The organism is Microbacterium sp. NPDC090003 (genome assembly GCF_044748385.1).
Lineage (GTDB): Bacteria > Actinomycetota > Actinomycetes > Actinomycetales > Microbacteriaceae > Microbacterium.
In genome coordinates, this window is sequence record NZ_JBIVFW010000001.1 from 2,197,224 (window position 1) to 2,212,521 (window position 15,298).

Annotated in this window: 20 protein-coding genes; 9 read left to right on the top strand and 11 right to left on the bottom strand. The window is 69.8% G+C overall.

The annotated features are described in order from the left end of the window. Nucleotides 1-226: 226 nt before the first annotated feature. Entirely contained in the window at nucleotides 227-994 is a 768-nt protein-coding gene (locus ACIPVN_RS10595; protein ID WP_400442670.1) for a DeoR/GlpR family DNA-binding transcription regulator, read from the bottom strand. A 56-nt stretch (nucleotides 995-1,050) separates the two neighbouring features. Between ACIPVN_RS10595 and ACIPVN_RS10600 the strand changes: the two genes are divergently transcribed. Beyond that, complete coding sequence (locus ACIPVN_RS10600) at nucleotides 1,051-1,419, top strand: DUF4406 domain-containing protein (RefSeq protein WP_400442671.1); 369 nt, start codon at nucleotides 1,051-1,053, stop codon at nucleotides 1,417-1,419. 35 nt (nucleotides 1,420-1,454) lie between these two features. After that, entirely contained in the window at nucleotides 1,455-1,634 is a 180-nt protein-coding gene (locus ACIPVN_RS10605) for a hypothetical protein (RefSeq protein WP_247633496.1), read from the top strand. Here ACIPVN_RS10605 and ACIPVN_RS10610 read toward each other — a convergent pair. Further along, nucleotides 1,612-2,580: an SDR family oxidoreductase gene (locus ACIPVN_RS10610; RefSeq protein WP_400442672.1), complete on the bottom strand. Its 969-nt coding sequence runs from the start codon at nucleotides 2,578-2,580 to the stop codon at nucleotides 1,612-1,614. The two genes, ACIPVN_RS10605 and ACIPVN_RS10610, sit on opposite strands and share 23 nt — an antisense overlap. A gap of 123 nt (nucleotides 2,581-2,703) precedes the next feature. Here ACIPVN_RS10610 and ACIPVN_RS10615 point away from each other — a divergent pair, with 123 nt between their 5' ends. From ACIPVN_RS10615 to ACIPVN_RS10630, 4 genes are read left to right on the top strand one after another with little or no spacing between them, the layout of a single operon-like run. Beyond that, nucleotides 2,704-3,546, top strand: coding sequence for a helix-turn-helix transcriptional regulator (locus tag ACIPVN_RS10615; protein ID WP_400442673.1), 843 nt, complete (start codon nucleotides 2,704-2,706; stop codon nucleotides 3,544-3,546). 43 nt (nucleotides 3,547-3,589) lie between these two features. Next, on the top strand, nucleotides 3,590-4,186 hold the full coding sequence (locus ACIPVN_RS10620) for a sugar O-acetyltransferase (protein WP_400442674.1): 597 nt from the start codon (nucleotides 3,590-3,592) through the stop codon (nucleotides 4,184-4,186). Then, nucleotides 4,176-4,760 (top strand): TetR/AcrR family transcriptional regulator, encoded by a 585-nt coding sequence (locus tag ACIPVN_RS10625; RefSeq protein ID WP_400442675.1) that lies wholly within the window; start codon nucleotides 4,176-4,178, stop codon nucleotides 4,758-4,760. Before ACIPVN_RS10620 ends, ACIPVN_RS10625 begins: the two co-directional genes overlap by 11 nt. Continuing rightward, a complete protein-coding gene (locus tag ACIPVN_RS10630) occupies nucleotides 4,757-5,977 on the top strand; it encodes an MFS transporter (RefSeq protein WP_400442676.1) in 1,221 nt (406 codons plus the stop codon). Before ACIPVN_RS10625 ends, ACIPVN_RS10630 begins: the two co-directional genes overlap by 4 nt. A gap of 91 nt (nucleotides 5,978-6,068) precedes the next feature. Here ACIPVN_RS10630 and pnuC read toward each other — a convergent pair whose 3' ends face one another. The 3 genes from pnuC to ACIPVN_RS10645 all read right to left on the bottom strand — a co-directional run bounded on the left by pnuC (nucleotide 6,069) and on the right by ACIPVN_RS10645 (nucleotide 8,434). Then, on the bottom strand, nucleotides 6,069-6,800 hold the full coding sequence (gene pnuC, locus ACIPVN_RS10635; protein ID WP_400442677.1) for a nicotinamide riboside transporter PnuC: 732 nt from the start codon (nucleotides 6,798-6,800) through the stop codon (nucleotides 6,069-6,071). Between the two features lie 2 nt (nucleotides 6,801-6,802). Next, complete coding sequence (locus ACIPVN_RS10640) at nucleotides 6,803-7,321, bottom strand: GNAT family N-acetyltransferase (protein ID WP_400442678.1); 519 nt, start codon at nucleotides 7,319-7,321, stop codon at nucleotides 6,803-6,805. A gap of 195 nt (nucleotides 7,322-7,516) precedes the next feature. Next, nucleotides 7,517-8,434 (bottom strand): DUF808 domain-containing protein, encoded by a 918-nt coding sequence (locus tag ACIPVN_RS10645; protein ID WP_400442679.1) that lies wholly within the window; start codon nucleotides 8,432-8,434, stop codon nucleotides 7,517-7,519. A gap of 153 nt (nucleotides 8,435-8,587) precedes the next feature. Between ACIPVN_RS10645 and msrB the strand changes: the two genes are divergently transcribed. The 3 genes from msrB (at nucleotide 8,588) to ACIPVN_RS10660 (ending at nucleotide 10,138) form a co-directional block, all read left to right on the top strand. Continuing rightward, the gene (gene msrB, locus ACIPVN_RS10650) at nucleotides 8,588-9,076 is read left to right on the top strand and encodes a peptide-methionine (R)-S-oxide reductase MsrB (protein WP_400442680.1); all 489 of its coding nucleotides are present in this window, start codon (nucleotides 8,588-8,590) and stop codon (nucleotides 9,074-9,076) included. Continuing rightward, entirely contained in the window at nucleotides 9,073-9,618 is a 546-nt protein-coding gene (msrA, locus tag ACIPVN_RS10655; RefSeq protein WP_400442681.1) for a peptide-methionine (S)-S-oxide reductase MsrA, read from the top strand. The genes msrB and msrA overlap by 4 nt, the downstream gene beginning before the upstream one ends. Before the next feature lie 226 nt (nucleotides 9,619-9,844). Beyond that, complete coding sequence (locus tag ACIPVN_RS10660) at nucleotides 9,845-10,138, top strand: PLD nuclease N-terminal domain-containing protein (RefSeq protein ID WP_400442682.1); 294 nt, start codon at nucleotides 9,845-9,847, stop codon at nucleotides 10,136-10,138. Here the strand turns inward: ACIPVN_RS10660 and ACIPVN_RS10665 are convergent. The 6 genes from ACIPVN_RS10665 to ACIPVN_RS10690 all read right to left on the bottom strand — a co-directional run bounded on the left by ACIPVN_RS10665 (nucleotide 10,091) and on the right by ACIPVN_RS10690 (nucleotide 15,260). After that, on the bottom strand, nucleotides 10,091-10,423 hold the full coding sequence (locus tag ACIPVN_RS10665; RefSeq protein ID WP_400442683.1) for a hypothetical protein: 333 nt from the start codon (nucleotides 10,421-10,423) through the stop codon (nucleotides 10,091-10,093). The two genes, ACIPVN_RS10660 and ACIPVN_RS10665, sit on opposite strands and share 48 nt — an antisense overlap. 123 nt (nucleotides 10,424-10,546) lie before the next feature. Further along, on the bottom strand, nucleotides 10,547-11,356 hold the full coding sequence (locus tag ACIPVN_RS10670) for an alpha/beta fold hydrolase (RefSeq protein WP_400442684.1): 810 nt from the start codon (nucleotides 11,354-11,356) through the stop codon (nucleotides 10,547-10,549). 128 nt (nucleotides 11,357-11,484) lie between these two features. Next, entirely contained in the window at nucleotides 11,485-12,939 is a 1,455-nt protein-coding gene (locus ACIPVN_RS10675; RefSeq protein WP_400442685.1) for a catalase, read from the bottom strand. 76 nt (nucleotides 12,940-13,015) lie between these two features. Continuing rightward, entirely contained in the window at nucleotides 13,016-13,438 is a 423-nt protein-coding gene (locus ACIPVN_RS10680) for a Fur family transcriptional regulator (protein WP_400442686.1), read from the bottom strand. Nucleotides 13,439-13,514: 76 nt separating this feature from the next. Continuing rightward, the gene (locus tag ACIPVN_RS10685; protein ID WP_400442687.1) at nucleotides 13,515-14,432 is read right to left on the bottom strand and encodes a J domain-containing protein; all 918 of its coding nucleotides are present in this window, start codon (nucleotides 14,430-14,432) and stop codon (nucleotides 13,515-13,517) included. A 183-nt stretch (nucleotides 14,433-14,615) separates the two neighbouring features. Beyond that, nucleotides 14,616-15,260: an IMPACT family protein gene (locus tag ACIPVN_RS10690; protein WP_400442688.1), complete on the bottom strand. Its 645-nt coding sequence runs from the start codon at nucleotides 15,258-15,260 to the stop codon at nucleotides 14,616-14,618. Between the last annotated feature and the right edge of the window lie 38 nt (nucleotides 15,261-15,298).

Sequence of the window (15,298 nt, forward strand, 5' to 3'; positions counted from 1 at the left end):
CGGCTCGCAGAGTCCGCCGCCTCGTGGGTCGCTGAGCCTGTCGAAGCGCCCCGCCCTGTCCCGTCCCGCCGCCCCGTCCCGCACAACTTCGGAGATCCGACGAGACGCGCCGCGCCACGGCATCCGCCCCCGGCGTGTCGCTCGAGAACTCCGAAGTCGTGCAGGGGAGCGTCCTCCCCTCCTCTCCCTCTCGCTCGCAGGCCCGGAATCCGCCGTGTATGCGCTCTCAGCGGCGCTTCTTCCTGAGTGAGGGGCGGGGCTTCGCCGAGACCACCTCGGCGATCAACGGATTCCGGTCGAGCGGATCGGTGATCACGGCGGTCACGGCCGCGAGGTCGAGCACGGGGAAACGCGACACCGCCCCGATCTTCTCCTCGCTCGCGAGCACGACGGTCTCGGCGCAGCGCTCGGCGATGGCGCGCTTCGTGACGGCGTCGTCGAGACTGCCCGTGGTGAGCCCGTGCTCGGGGTGGATGCCGGTGGCCCCGAGGTAGAACGTGTCGGCGGCGAGGTGGCGGATCGCCTCCATCGCGAGGGCGCCGCCGGCGACCATCGAGTGCCGCGACAGCTCGCCGCCGATCATCACGACCCGCGCGTCGGAGTGCGCGGCGACGGCGAGGGCGATCGCGGGACTCGGGGTGATCACCGTGAGATCCGCGCCACTCGGCAGCAGGCGGGCGAGCGCGAGCGTGGTGGTACCGGCATCGAGCACGATGGTCGAGCCGCTGCGGATGCCGTCGGCCGCACGCCGCGCGACCCGCTCCTTGCTCGCCGTCGCGAGGTCCGACCGCTCATCGACGGGGCGGTCGGCGGCGGGCACCGGAAGGGCGCCGCCGTAGACGCGGATCACCTTGCCCTCGTCGGCGAGTTCACGCAGATCGCGGCGGATGGAGTCCTCCGAGAGCGCGAGTTCGGCGGCGACGTCCTTCGCGACCACCCGCCCGTCTCGGGCGAGGATCTCGAGCAGATGGGTCTTGCGCTGCGCACCGAGCATTTGCGTTCCTTCATGAAGTTGCACGTTCTTGCACGGTTAACGCTACAGTCTTCGACATGAGAACTCCACTGCTGATCCTGATCGCCGGCCCCTACCGCTCCGGAACCGACGGCGACCCCGCCCGTATCGCCGCCAACCTCGCACGGCTCGAAGAGGCATCCGCCCCGATCTTCCGCCTCGGACACGTGCCGATGATCGGCGAGTGGGTCGCTCTGCCGATCCTGCGCACCCTCGGCCCCGACCAGAGCGCCGATGAGAGCACCAACGGCGACGTCATGTACGAGACCGCGCATCGTCTGCTGCAGCACTGCGATGCGGTGCTGCGTCTGCCCGGGGCATCCGCCGGCGCCGATAAGGACGTCGAGATCGCTCGCGAGCGCGGCCTGCCGGTGTACTTCGCGATCGACGAGATCCCGGCCGCCTGAGCGGGGCTCCCGCCCCGGGAACCTAGGCTGGAGGCATGACCAAGAACCTCTGGACCATCCTCGGCGTCATCGTGGCGATCGTGATCGCCTGGTGGATCGTGAGCGCGCTGTTCTCGATCCTCTGGTTCGTCGCCAAGCTCGCCATCGTGCTGGTCGTCGCGGTCGTGGTGTTCCTCGTTCTGCGCGGGCTGTTCAGCTCGCGGTCGACCGACTGATCGAGGCGTCGGGGAACGTGACGCCCGTCAGTTCCTCCGACAGCTGCCAGATCCGCGCGGCGTCCGCCTCGCTGCGCAGTCGCGAGTAGAGCGGCTGCTCGGCGGGGGCGCCGCCGAGGTGGCCGGGGCCCTTCGGTCCGTAGAGGCGGCGAGCTCGGGCATCCGATGATGTCGCCGCGTACAGCGCGGGCAACGCCGCGGTCTCGGGTGTGCCCAGAAGGATGCCCCGCGCCGATGCCCAGCGGATCACGCGCACGCCGACGGTGTCGGTGTCGCGCCCCAGCTCGGGTCGCGCCGCGAGCAGGTTCGTCGGCGCGACTCCGGGATGCGCGAGATTGCTCGTGATGCCCCAGCCGTGGGCGGCGCTCCGGCGATCGAGCTCGAGCCCGAACATCCCGAACGCGATCTTCGACTGACTGTATGCGCGCCCGCCGTTGTACGAGCGCTCCCAGCCGAGGTCATCCCAGTTGATCGCACCCTGGTTCGCGGCGACACTCACCTGCGAGGTGACGCGCGCCCGCCCGTCGCGCAGCAGCGGCAGCAGGTGCCCGACGAGCGCGAAGTGGCCGAGATGGTTGGTGCCGAACTGCAGCTCGAAGCCGTCGGCGGTGGTCTGGCGATCGGGCGGGGTCATGACCCCGGCGTTGTTGATCATCAGGTGGATCGGTCGCCCGTCGGCCCGCATGCTCTCGCCGAGGGCGGCGACGGATGCCAGCGACGAGAGGTCGAGCGAGGCGATCTGCACGCGGGCGTCGGGCGCGGCGGCGCGGATGGCGGATGCCGCGGCCTCGCCCTTCGCCGGATTGCGGACGGGCAGCACGACCTCGGCCCCGGCGGCGGCGAGGCGGGTCGCGATGCGCAGGCCGATCCCGTCGCTGCCTCCCGTGACGACGGCGCGGCGGCCGGTGAGGTCGGGGATGTCGATGTCGATGTTCGTGCGGGTCATGATGCTCCTTCGTGGTCTGCTACCAGCGTGCGGTGCTCTGCCCGACGCATCCAGGACATGTCATGCAGTGGATACGCCTCGGCCGCGGGTGCGAGGATCGGTGCGGGGAGAGGACGGTGCCGGATGGCGATCGACAGAGAGGCGTTGGCGGGGTTCCTGCGACTGCGCCGCGACAGCCTGCAGCCGGAGGACGTCGGGTTGCACCGGGGCCAACGCCGTCGCACCGAGGGGCTGCGCCGGGAGGAGGTCGCCGCGCTCAGCCACATGTCGGCCGACTACTACGCGCGTCTCGAACGCGGGGACGGGCCTCTGCCGTCGGAGCAGATGATCGCGGCGATCGCGCAGGGGCTGCACCTCACGATCGACGAGCGCGACCACCTCTTCCGTCTCGCGGGGCACCAGCCTCCTCCGCGTGGGGGAGTGAGCGAACACATCGGCCCGGGCATGCTGCGGATCTTCGATCGTCTGGGTGACACGCCGGCAGAGATCGTCAGCGAGCTCGGTGAGACGCTGCGGCAGACGCCGCTCGGGATCGCGCTGACCGGCGACACGGCATCGTTGCGGGGGCCCGAGCGCAGCATCGGGTATCGCTGGTTCAGCGACCCGCGTACCCGCGAGCTCTACGCCACGGACGAGCACGACTACCTCTCGCGGCTGTGGGTGTCGGGGTTGCGCGAGGTGATCGCGCGGCGGGGGCCGGAGTCGCGGGCGGCGGCGCTCACCGATGATCTGCACGCGCAGAGCGCCGAGTTCCGGACGATCTGGGCGACGCACGAGGTGGGCCTGCGTCCGCACGAGACGAAGCGGTTCGTGCATCCGGATCTCGGGGCGCTCGAGCTGACGTGCCAGAGCCTCATCGATCCGGAGCAGTCGCACGCCCTGCTCGTCTACACGGCGATCCCCGGCAGCGAGAGCCACGAGAAGCTGCGGATGCTGTCCACCCTCGCCCCTCGCGTCGCCGTGTGAGATAGTGCGTACGATCGTACGCACACGGTGATACCCTCGATCCATGACCGACTACTTCGCGGGTGACCCTCGTACGCATCGGGAGCGGATGCTCGCCGGCGATCTGTACATCGGCGACGACCCCGAGCTCGCTGCCCGCACGGCCCGAGCCGCGCGCCTGGCCGACCTCTACCACCGGCAGACGATCTCGGGCGACCCGGCCGCGCGCGGCTGGCTGCAGGACCTCATCGGCGACCTCGGCGAAGACGTCGCGATCCGCCCGCCCCTGCACGTCGACTACGGCGACCACATCTCGATCGGCGCGCGCACCTTCGTGAACTTCAACCTCACGGCACTCGATGTCGCGTCGATCACGATCGGTGCCGACTGCCAGATCGGCCCCAACGTGCAGCTGCTCACTCCCACGCATCCGATCGACCCGACGATGCGCCGCGACAAGCTCGAAGCCGCCGAACCCATCGTCATCGGCGACAACGTGTGGCTCGGCGGGGGAGCGATCGTGTGCCCCGGCGTGACCATCGGCGAGAACTCCGTGATCGGTGCGGGCGCGGTCGTCACCCGCGACATCCCGGCGAACGTCATCGCGGTCGGCAACCCGGCGCGCGTGATCCGCGAGATCGACACGGCAGATGGCGCCTGAACCGGGCAGTCGGCGCGGGCGCCAGAACGATCCCGCGCGACGCGACCGCATCATCGACGCGTGCCTCGACGTCATCGCCGAGTCCGGCGTCGCCGGCGCCTCGCATCGTCGCATCGCCGAGGCCGCCGGGGTGCCCCTCGGGTCGATGACCTACTACTTCGACGGCATCGACGACCTGCTCCGGGAGGCGTTCACGCGCTTCGGCACCGAGATCAGCGAGCGGTTCGAGAAGCGGATGGCCGCGGCATCCGACCCCGCCGAGGCGCGCGCAGCGGTGGTCGAGTTGATCCTGCGCGACGTGTTCGGCGATGCGCGTGAGCTCGTTCTCTCGCACGAGATCTACACGCTCGCCGCCCGCGATCCCGCCTACCGGGCGATCACGACGGCGTGGATGGCCCGGAGCCGCGCAGCACTCGAGCGGCACTTCGACCCGCAGACCGCCCGCATGCTCGACGCCCTGATCGAGGGTCTTTCGATCCACCGCGCCCTCGACGACGACGAGCGCGACCCGGCCGAGGTCGCCATCGCCGTCGAGCGCATCACCACTCGCCGACTCCGCACGGAAGAGACATGACCACCACCGCCGCACCCACGCGTGCCGATCGTCGCGCCCGTGGCGCCGTCGCCGCGCTCTTCCTCACCAACGGGGCGCTCTTCGCCAACATCCTGCCGCGCTACCCCGAGATCAAAGAGCAGCTCGGCCTCGACAACACCGTCTACGGTCTGGCCGTCGCGTCTTTCCCGGTCGGGGCGATCGTTGCGGGACTCGCCGCCGCGACCCTGATCCGGCGCTTCGGGTCGGCGAAGGTCGCGGTCGTCGGCACCGTGCTCACGAGCGTGGGCGTGCTCGCCGCCGGTCTCGCGCCCAGCGTGCTGCTGTTCGCACTGGGCCTCTTCATCGGCGGCGCGATGGATGCCATCACCGACGTCGCCCAGAACGCGCACGGTCTGCGCGTGCAGCGCGGGTACGGCCGCTCGATCCTCAACTCGTTCCACGCGGTCTGGTCGATCGGCGCGGTGCTCGGCGGATCGATGGCCGCGGGTGCCATCGCCCTCGGCCTGCCGATCGGTGTGCACCTCGCGATCTCGGCGGTGCTGTTCTCCGCCGTATCGCTGACGGCGCTGCGGTTCTGCCTCCCCGGCCTCGACGCGGCCGGCGCGGCCGCCGACGCCGAGGACGAAGAGGCGGTGGCCGACCCGGGGGAGGTGCAGGCGGCGGTGCGCGCCGGCATCCGTCCCCGGGTCGTGCTGATGCTGATCGCCCTGGTCATCATCGCGATGGCCGGAACGATCGTCGAAGACGCGGGCAACTCGTGGGCGACCCTGTACCTCGGCTCGCTCGGCGCCCCTGCGGCGATCGCGGCGGCCGGGTTCATCGCGCTCGTCGGCGCGCAGTTCATCGGGCGTCTGCTCGGCGACGGCCTCGTCGACCGTTTCGGCCAGCGACTCGTCGCGCGTGCCGGTGGAGTGATCGTGGTGGTCGGCATGGGTGTCGCGCTCGCATTGCCGACGATCCCGGGCACGATCATCGGTTTCGCCGCCGCCGGGTTCGGCGTGGCGACCCTGGTTCCCGCCGCGATGAACGAGGCCGATGTGCTGCCGGGTCTGCGTCACGGCACAGGCCTCACGGTCGTCTCGTGGCTCATGCGCCTCGGATTCCTGCTGTCTCCGCCCGTCGTGGGACTGATCGCCGACGCGACGAGCCTGCGCGTGGGACTGCTGTTGATCCCCGTCGTCGGTGTGGCCGTGGTGCTCTTCGCCGGGGTGCTGCGGGGGCGCGAGCGCCGCTGACGGTCGGGAGCCCGTGCGCAACTCCGGAGAAGTAGCCCGGATGCCGCCGATTCCGACGTATCCCGTCCCGGAACGCAGGTCTTCTCCGGAGTTATGAACGCCGCCGACCGCGCCGCTCCTTCTGCGCGCCCTTCTGCACGGCGATCAGCCCGGTCTGCGCGGTGAGGACGGGTTCGACCGCCTTGCGCTGCGTGCGCATCCACACGATGAACCCGACGGCCGTGAACCCGCCGTAGAACACGTACATGAGGCCGGTGGCGTAGTAGCCCGAACTGAACAGCAGCGGCACGCCCACCACGTCCACGGCGATCCAGATCAGCCAGAACTCGGTCCAGCCCTTGGCCATGCCGTAGGTCGCGAGCAGCGAGCCGACAAACGTCCAGGCGTCTGCCCAGACGGGTTCCCACGAACCGAGCGCCCGGAAGAGCGGGGTCAGCGCGACGGTGCCGATGACCAGGGCGAGCACGAGACCGATGCGCGCTCCGGTCGGCGCCCACCGCGGCTGGATCCGACCACCCTCGGCCTGGCGCCAGCGCACCCAGCCGTAGATCGCGACGGCGATGAACATCACCTGGCGTCCGGCCTGCCCGAGCAGGTGCGGCAGCGAGTGGTCGGGGCTCAGCACCGAGCCGAGGAAGACGGTCAGCAGCAGCACGTTGCCGATGATGCCGACGGGCCAGGCCCAGATGCGACGGCGCATACCGCCGATCGCGCTCGCGAGACCGAAGGCGTTGCCGACGACCTCGCGCACGAGGAGAGTCTGCCCGCCGGGGAGCACCCAGTTGGAGTTGAAGGCCTCGACGAGCCAGTTCAGGGGATCCATGTTCAGGATGCCGGGGCGGGGGTCGCCCGCTCGTCGAGCGTGAGCTGCAGGAAGGAGAGGTCGAGCCAGCGCCCGAACTTGGCCCCGACCTGCGGCATGCGCCCGACCTCGACGAAGCCGAGCTTCTCGTGCAGGGCGACCGATGCGGCGTTGCCGCTCTCGACGGCGGCGACCATCACGTGCACGCCCTGCGCGCGCGCTCGCTCGATCAGTGCGGTCATGAGCGTGCGGCCGATGCCGCGCCCCTGCTGGCCCTCGCGCACGTAGACCGAGTGCTCGACCGTGTGGCGGAACCCACTGTGCGGGCGCCACCGGCCGAACGACGCGTAGCCGAGCACACCCGAGTCATCCGTGGCGACGATCACCGGAAATCCGTCGCACGAACGCTCGCCCAGCCACGCGGCCCGGTCGTCGACGTCGACGGGATCCTCGTTCCAGATCGCGGTCGTGTGCAGCACGGCGTGGTTGTGTATCTCGGTGAGCGCCTCGAGATCGGCGACTCCGGCATCCCTGATCTGCACGGGGGTTCTCCTGGGTCTGCGCTACGGGAAGCGCATCGCCGACGGTATCAGGATGCGGCGATGTCGGTGCGGTGAAGGTGTACCCAACTCAGGAAGAACCTCCGCTCGGATGTCGAATCGGGCGCGAGCGATGGGTTCCGGCGCTGTTCTTCCTGAGTTCGGTACGCCGAGGGAACGCAGACCCGTCGAGCAGACTCAGGCGTGCACGTCAGCGGGGGATTCCTCGCCCTCGTGGAAGTTCGGCTTCTTGCCGAAGAGCTTCGCGATCCCGAGCACGATCCCGACGATCACGAGGCCGGCGGCGAGACCCGCGACGGCCGAGAAGAGGGTGTCGCCGATCCACACGATGACGGCGCCCGCGGGCTCGAGCGCGTGCTCGATCGCGTGCAGGACTTCGGCGCCGAAGTGCACGCCGACCTCGCCGAGGTTGACGAGCAGCAGGTGCCCGCCGACCCAGAGCATGGCGACGGTGCCAAGGATGCTGATGAAGCGGAACACCCCGGGCATCGAACGCACGATCCGCATGCCGGTGTGACGCACGCGCTTCTCGCGGCTCTTCGCCATCTTGAGACCGATGTCGTCGATCTTCACGAGCAGCGCGACGGCGCCGTAGACGACGCCGGTCATGATGAGCGCGATCACGGCGAGGATCGCCAGGGTGGTCCAGATGTCGAGGCCGGCCTCGAGGTTCGACAGCGAGATGAGCATGATCTCGGTCGAGAGGATCAGGTCGGTGCGCACGGCGCCCCACACGAGCTTGTTCTCGTTGCGGGCGCCCTCGTCGGCGTGGCCGTGCTGCACACCGAACCACTCGAGCACCTTCTCGGCGCCCTCGAAGCAGAGGTACGCCCCGCCGAGGATCAGCAGATATGGCAGTACGAACGGCGCGAACGCGGTGAGCAGCAGCGCGACCGGGATGATGATGACGAACTTGTTCGCGAGCGATCCGACCGCGATCTTCGCCACGACGGGCAGTTCGCGCGCGGGCGTGATGCCCTGCACGTACTGCGGCGTCACGGCGGCATCGTCGATCACGACGCCCGCGGCCTTGGCCGAAGCCTTCATCGCCGCGCTCAGGATGTCGTCGACGACGGCGAGCAGACCAACCGACATGTGCGTCCCCCAGGGTGTGTGTGCAGACGAGACACTCTATCGAGTCTCGAAACTCACAGCGCGCTCCCAGCCCTGCGGGACCAAAACGGGGCGCTCCCTGGTTGTGATCAGAGACGTCGCAGCCAGCGGCGTCGGACAAAGGAGACACAGACCATGTCGAACGAATTCCGCAAGACGCCCGAGGCCGTCAGCGACCTCACGCACCTGCAGTACGAGGTCACGCAGGAGGACGCCACCGAGCCGCCCTTCCGCAACGCCTATTGGAACAACCACGACGCCGGTATCTACGTCGACGTCGTCTCGGGCCAGCCCCTGTTCAGCTCCACCGACAAGTTCGACAGCGGTACGGGATGGCCGAGTTTCACGAAGCCCATCGATGCGGATGCCGTGACCACGCGTACCGACCGCTCTCTGTTCATGGAGCGCACCGAGGCGCGCTCCACCGGGGCCGACAGCCACCTCGGGCACGTCTTCGACGACGGCCCGCGTGACGCCGGAGGCCTGCGCTACTGCATGAACTCCGCGGCCCTGCGATTCATCCCCGCCGACCGGCTCGACGAAGAGGGGTACGGTCGCTACAGCGGCCTGTTCTCCACCGACGGCACCGGCACCCCCACCCACGACTCCGAGGAGCAGTCATGACCGATGACACCGGAACCATCACCCGCACCCCCGGCACCGAGACGGCGGTCCTCGCCGGCGGTTGTTTCTGGGGCATGGAAGACCTGATCCGCCGCCAGCCCGGCGTGCTCGACACCCGGGTCGGCTACACGGGCGGTCAGAACGACCACGCCACCTACCGCAACCACCCCGGTCACGCCGAGGCGGTCGAGATCGTGTTCGACCCCACCCAGACGACGTATCGCGACATCCTGGCGTTCTTCTTCCAGATCCACGACCCGTCGACGCGCGACCGTCAGGGCAACGACATCGGCTCGAGCTACCGCTCGGCCATCTTCCCGCTCAGCCCCGAGCAGCAGCAGATCGCCCGCGACACCATCGCCGACGTCGACGCCTCGGGCCTCTGGCCGGGCAAGGCCGTCACCACGATCGAGGCCGAGGGCCCGTTCTGGGAGGCCGAGCCCGAGCACCAGGACTACCTGATCAAGTACCCGAACGGCTACACCTGCCACTTCCCGCGTGCGGGATGGGTGCTGCCGAAGCGTGCCGAGACCGCGGTCTGAGTCTCTGCCCGGCCCGTCGCCTCTCGGAGGCGGCGGGCCTTTCGCGTGCGCGGGGCGCGGGGGCGCGGGGCGCGCGGTCGAGCGTGGGGGCGCGCAGTTGGGCGGAGTTCTCCGAGTTGGGCGGACGAACTGTCCCGAGATCTCCGCCCGACGCCGAGATCTCCGCCCGACACGGTGCCCGACGGTGTGAAAGGCTGGTCGTCCGACCGCCCGAGGAGACTCCCGCATGGACGCCAATCCGCTCATCCCCACCGCCTACGACGTCGTTGTTTTTGCTGTGTGGGTGGCGGCGATGGTCTACACGGTGGTCGCTCTCGTCTCGGCCGTGCGTGACCGCCGAGTCGCCGGCATCCGCTTCCTGCTGTGGTTCTTGGTCATCGCACTGGTGCCCATCATCGGCCCGACCGCCTGGTTCGTTCGGCGCTCGCGCGAGGTTGACGCGGAATCGACCCTCCGAGCGTCGCCCGTCGGATCAGCTCGCGCTGACCACCCACGCGGCGACGATCGTCGCGACAGCTGAAAGCACCACGACTCCGAGTACGACCCGGGCGATGATGCTCGCGCGATCCTTGTGCGCGAGCGAGAGTGCGATCCCGGCCGTCGCAGTCACGATCCCCACGACCAGATACGTCAAGGTGAGCGCCGATACGACGCCGGGATCGGCGCCGGCACGACCCCAGTCGTTGACGGTGATGAGCAGCAGGGCGACGACCGAGATGCCGAGGGTGAACACGGTCAGCATCCACGACAGGAAGACACTGAGAAAGGCGTCGCCGCGCGCGTCGCGTTCCGCTTCCGAGGTCACGCGGCCAGGGTACCCGACGCACTCTCCGGAGGAGATCTCTCGCAACGCAGGAGCGGATGCCGGGATCGGTCCTCGGTTACGAGAGATCTCCTCCGTTTCGGTGGCGGCACAAGCCTCGCCGCCTCAACGCTCGCCGAGGAACTCCACCGCCGCCTCTTTGAATGCACGCGAGCCCGGGGCGTTGAAGTGGTTGCGGTCGGGGATCTCGAAGAAGCGTGCGTCGGGGGCGGCGGATGCCAGAGCGCGCGAGCCCTCGATGATCGCGTCCTTCGACCCCGTCGCGAACAGGATCGGTCGGGTGGGGGCATCCGTCGGGTCGGGATCGATCGCGCCGGACGACCGCATCCCCTCGGCCAGCGCCACGAGCGCTCGCAGGTCGTTACCCGGCACACGCTCGGTGAGGGCGATGTAGTTCTGTGTCGTCCGGTCGCCGACCGGGCTGCCGTCGGCGATGTACGCGCGCACCTGGTCGAGGTCGAGGCGGGCGAGCGGAATGCCGTCGGGCACCCCGCCGAGCACGGCACGCGCGATGCGGTGCGGCAGCTCCTTCACGACCTCCCAGCCGACACGGGCGCCCAGCGAGTATCCGACGTACACGGCGTCGTCGACGAGGTAGGCGTCCAGCACCGCCTCGACGTCGGTGACGAGGGTGCGGATGCTGTAGTCGTCCGGCAGGTGCGGCTTCTCGCTGAGTCCGTGCCCGCGCTGGTCGAGGGCGAGCACGCGGTAGCCGGCCTTCGTCAGTTCGCGCACCCACCCGGTCAGGACCCAGTTGTCGCGGGCGCTCGAGGCGAACCCGTGCACGAGGATCACGACGGGGGCGTCGAGATCTCCCCACGTGTACGTTGCGAGGCGGGTGCCGTCGGCGGCGTAGACCTGCTGGGGTTCGGGCCGGTCGGTGATGTCGGAGAGGGGGATCGCCACGGCATCCATTCTCCTCCTGCGGTGGGGCCTGCGTGCGCGTCGAGACCCACCGCAAACGCCGAGACCCACCGCCCCCGACGTGCGGGGCGATGGGTCGCGGCGGGGGTGGTGGGTCTCAGCGACTCACCCCGTGAACGTCAGACGCGGGTGCGCAGGGCCTCTCCGAGCGTGGCGTCGACGTTCGTCCAGTACTGGAAGAACCGCTCGCGGATGCCGTCGACCGTGATCGACTTGCCCTGCCCCGTCAGCGTGTCGAGGAAGCGCGCGCGCTGCTCGTCGTCGAAGACCGTGCGGTACAGCGTGCCCGCCTGACCGAAGTCGTCGTCGTCGAGGTGCAGGGTCGCCGCCGAGCGGATCAGTTCGCCGTCGGACTCCCAGCTCGCCTCGACACCGGCCAGCGGGTCGGCTTCGGGTCCGCCTGCGGCGCCGTAGGAGTTCGGCGTGTAGACGCGGTGCTCCGCCGGGTTGAACCGGTACTGCATGTTGCCCTCGTGCATGTAGTTGCGCACCTCGGCGGCGTGCGGCTGGTTGACCGGCAGCTGGTTGTAGTTCGTGCCGACGCGGTGACGCTGCGCATCGGGGTACGCGAAGACGCGGGCCATGAGCATCTTGTCGGGCGAGATGCCGGTGCCGGGCACCTGGTTGCCGGGCGAGAAGGCCGCCTGCTCGATCTGCGCGAAGAAGTTCTCCGGGTTGCGGTTCAGGGTGAACGTTCCGACCTTGATGCGCGGGTAGTCCTTCTTCGACCAGGTCTTGGTGAGGTCGAACGGGTTGAAGCGGTACGCCTTGGCCTCTTCGTACGGCATGATCTGCACGTAGACGTCCCACGACGGGTGGTCGCCCTTGGCGATCGCCTCGAACAGGTCGCGACGGTAGTGGTCGGCATCCGATCCGGCCAGCTTCTCGGCTTCGTCGGCGTGCATCGCCTCGACGCCCTGGTTCGACAGGAAGTGGTACTGCACCCAGAAGCGCTCACCCGCAGCGTTGACCCACTGGTAGGTGTGCGAGCCGTAGCCGTTCATGTGCCGCCAGCTGCGGGGCAGACCGCGGTCGCCCATGAGGTAGGTGACCTGGTGCGCCGACTCGGGCGAGAGCGTCCAGAAGTCCCACTGCATGTCGGGGTCGCGCAGGGCGGAGTCGCCCAGGCGCTTCTGCGAGTGGATGAAGTCGGGGAACTTCATCGCGTCGCGGATGAAGAACGTGGGGGTGTTGTTGCCGACGATGTCGAGGTTGCCATCCGACGTGTAGAAGCGCAGCGAGAAGCCGCGCACGTCGCGCCAGGTGTCGGGGGAGCCCTGCTCGCCGGCGACCGACGAGAAGCGCAGCAGCGTCTCGCTCGTGGCGCCGGGCTGGAAGACGGCCGCGCGGGTGTAGGCCGAGACGTCTTCGGTGACGACGAACTCGCCGAACGCGCCGCCGCCCTTGGCGTGGGGGTTGCGCTCCGGCACCCGCTCGCGGTTGAACGACGCGAGCTTCTCGACGAGATAGCGGTCGTGCAGAACGGTGGGGCCGTCGGCGCCGACGGTGAGCGAGTGCTCGTCGCTCGCGACCGGGGTGCCGGTCTGGGTCGTGGTGGCGGGTTTCTGCGTCATGGTGTTCTCCTTCTGCGCGCGAGTACGACGAACAGCCCTTCTCCGCGGCTGGCGGGTCGGTAGCGGATGCGTCGGACTACTGCGCGACGTTCTGGCAGCTGGGGCACAAGCCCCAGAAGGTGACTTCGGCTGTCTGGACGGTGAATCCCCCCGCGGACGAAGGGGTGAGGCACGGAGCGTCGCCGACCACGCAGTCCACATCGGCGACGGCACCGCAGGTGGTGCAGACGATGTGGTGATGGTTGTCGTCGATGCGCCGTTCGTAGAGCGCCGCGGAACCTGCCGGTTCGATCCGGCGGACGAGGCCCGCCGTCGTCAGGTCCGCGAGGATGTTGTGCACCGATTGGATCGACGTGGTCGGCAGCACCTCCGAGACGGCTCGGAAGAGCCGGTCGGCATCCGAATGGGCCATGGAGTCCAGTGCCTCGAGCACCGCGAGACGGCCCGCGGTCGCCCGCAGTCCGGCGCCGCGAAGCGTGTCATCGAGGGTGGTTTCCATGTCTCCGACCTTACCCGTTCTTTTTAGTGATTCAAAAGTACGGCGTGTCGGCGCGGGAGTCGCCCGATGGCGTGCGTCAGAGGTGGCGGATGCTGTGCCGCAACCGCGTGCGGATGTCGAACAGCTCATTGCCGCCGATCACGCGCGTGCCCGGCAGGCCCTGGCGCAGGAGGGTCGGCAGGATGCTGCGGCGCACGACGAAGACGGGAAGACCGCGGATGCTCCCGAGCGGCGTCGAGGGCATCGACAGGTCGTCGTCGGGCAGCACGACGATCGCGCCGCTGAAGGTCACGCGGGCCGCCCGAGCGACGGAGCGGATCTGCGCGAGCAGATCGGTCACGGGGGCGCGGTGCCCGAGGCTGGGCCCGGTGATCTCGCCGCGGCGGAATCCCACGACACCGCCGAAGTCGGCCGACATCACCCCGTACAACCCGGAGGGGCCGAGGATGACGTGGTCGAGGCGGTGCTCGGCATCCGTCTCGTCGTCGGCGGTCGCAGGCCCCGTCGCGATCCCGTGCCAGAGGGTGAAGCCCATGCCCAGACCCGACACCGCGTGGGCCGTGGCCTCTTCGGCGAGAGCGTCGGCGAGCAGGCGGCGCAGGGCACGGGGTGCGGCGCGCACAAGGCTCGGGGCGTACGGGTCGGGGATGCTCTCGCCCGCCCACTCCTCGAGCAGTGCCACATAGCGCGCGCGGCGCCAGGCGCCGGCCTCTCCGGAGGTCTTCGGGCGGGGACGGGTGTCGGAGCGGGCGGCCTCGGGCGCGCGCCACTCGTCTCCGCCGCTGCGCGTGCGGTCGTAGCTCGCGCGGCCTGCGGGGGTGCCGATGAGCTCCCACGCCCGCTGCACGCGGATGAACACCGCCGCATCGCCGCCCGTGTCGGGATGCGCCTCGCGCAGGCGGGCCCGGTAGGCGCGGCGCATCGCTTCGTCGTCGACGCCCGGCGTCACCCCGAGCACCTCGTACGCCGAGGCCGAGAGCGGGCTGTCGAACATCCCCTCAGAATATCCGCGGGGCGGGGACGCTTCGACAGGCTCAGCGACCCAGGGTCATGGGTCCCTGAGCCTGTCGAAGGGCCCGCCCCGTACGCAAATGGGTCCCTGAGCCTGTCGAAGGGCCCACCCCGTATGCAAAATGGGTCCCTGAGCCTGTCGAAGGGCCCACCCCGTGCAACGAACTCACGCCGGAACGTCGACCACCCGCTCGACACCGACCACGGGCACGACGCCCCCTCCGGATGCCGCGGCCACGGCATCCGCCAGGTGTGCGAGCTCGCCCGCCGGTGCCCAGACCTCGAGCGTGGCCGCTGCCCCATAGGCCGGCTCGCCGAGCGTGGCTCCGTGGTGCACGGCCCAGTCCCGCAGCAGATTGTCGAACCGCCCGGCGTCGGCGTGCGCGACCTCGATCCGCACCTGCGTGAGCGCCTCCCGCCGCACGAGCCGGGCGAGGTCGAGTGCCTCCGAGGTGGCGGTCGAGTAGGCCCGTACGAGCCCGCCGGCGCCGAGCTTCACGCCGCCGAAGTACCGGGTGACGACGGCCACCACATCGGTCAGTTCGCGGCGCCGCAGCACCTCGAGCATCGGGACGCCCGCGGTGCCCGACGGTTCGCCGTCGTCCGATGAGCGGGCTTGATCCCCGAGCAGGCCGGTCACCATCGCGGTGCAGTTGTGCGCGGCGTCCCACGCCCGCTTGCGGATGCCGGCGCTCACCGTTTCGGCCTCCTCGACCGAGCCGACCGGAGCGATGTGCGCGAGGAACCGCGACTTCTTGATGACGAGCTCGTGGTCGACGGCATCCGCGATCGTCGCCGGATACCTGCTCATCCGCCCACCCTATCCAGGGGATTCGCGTGCACTTCGCC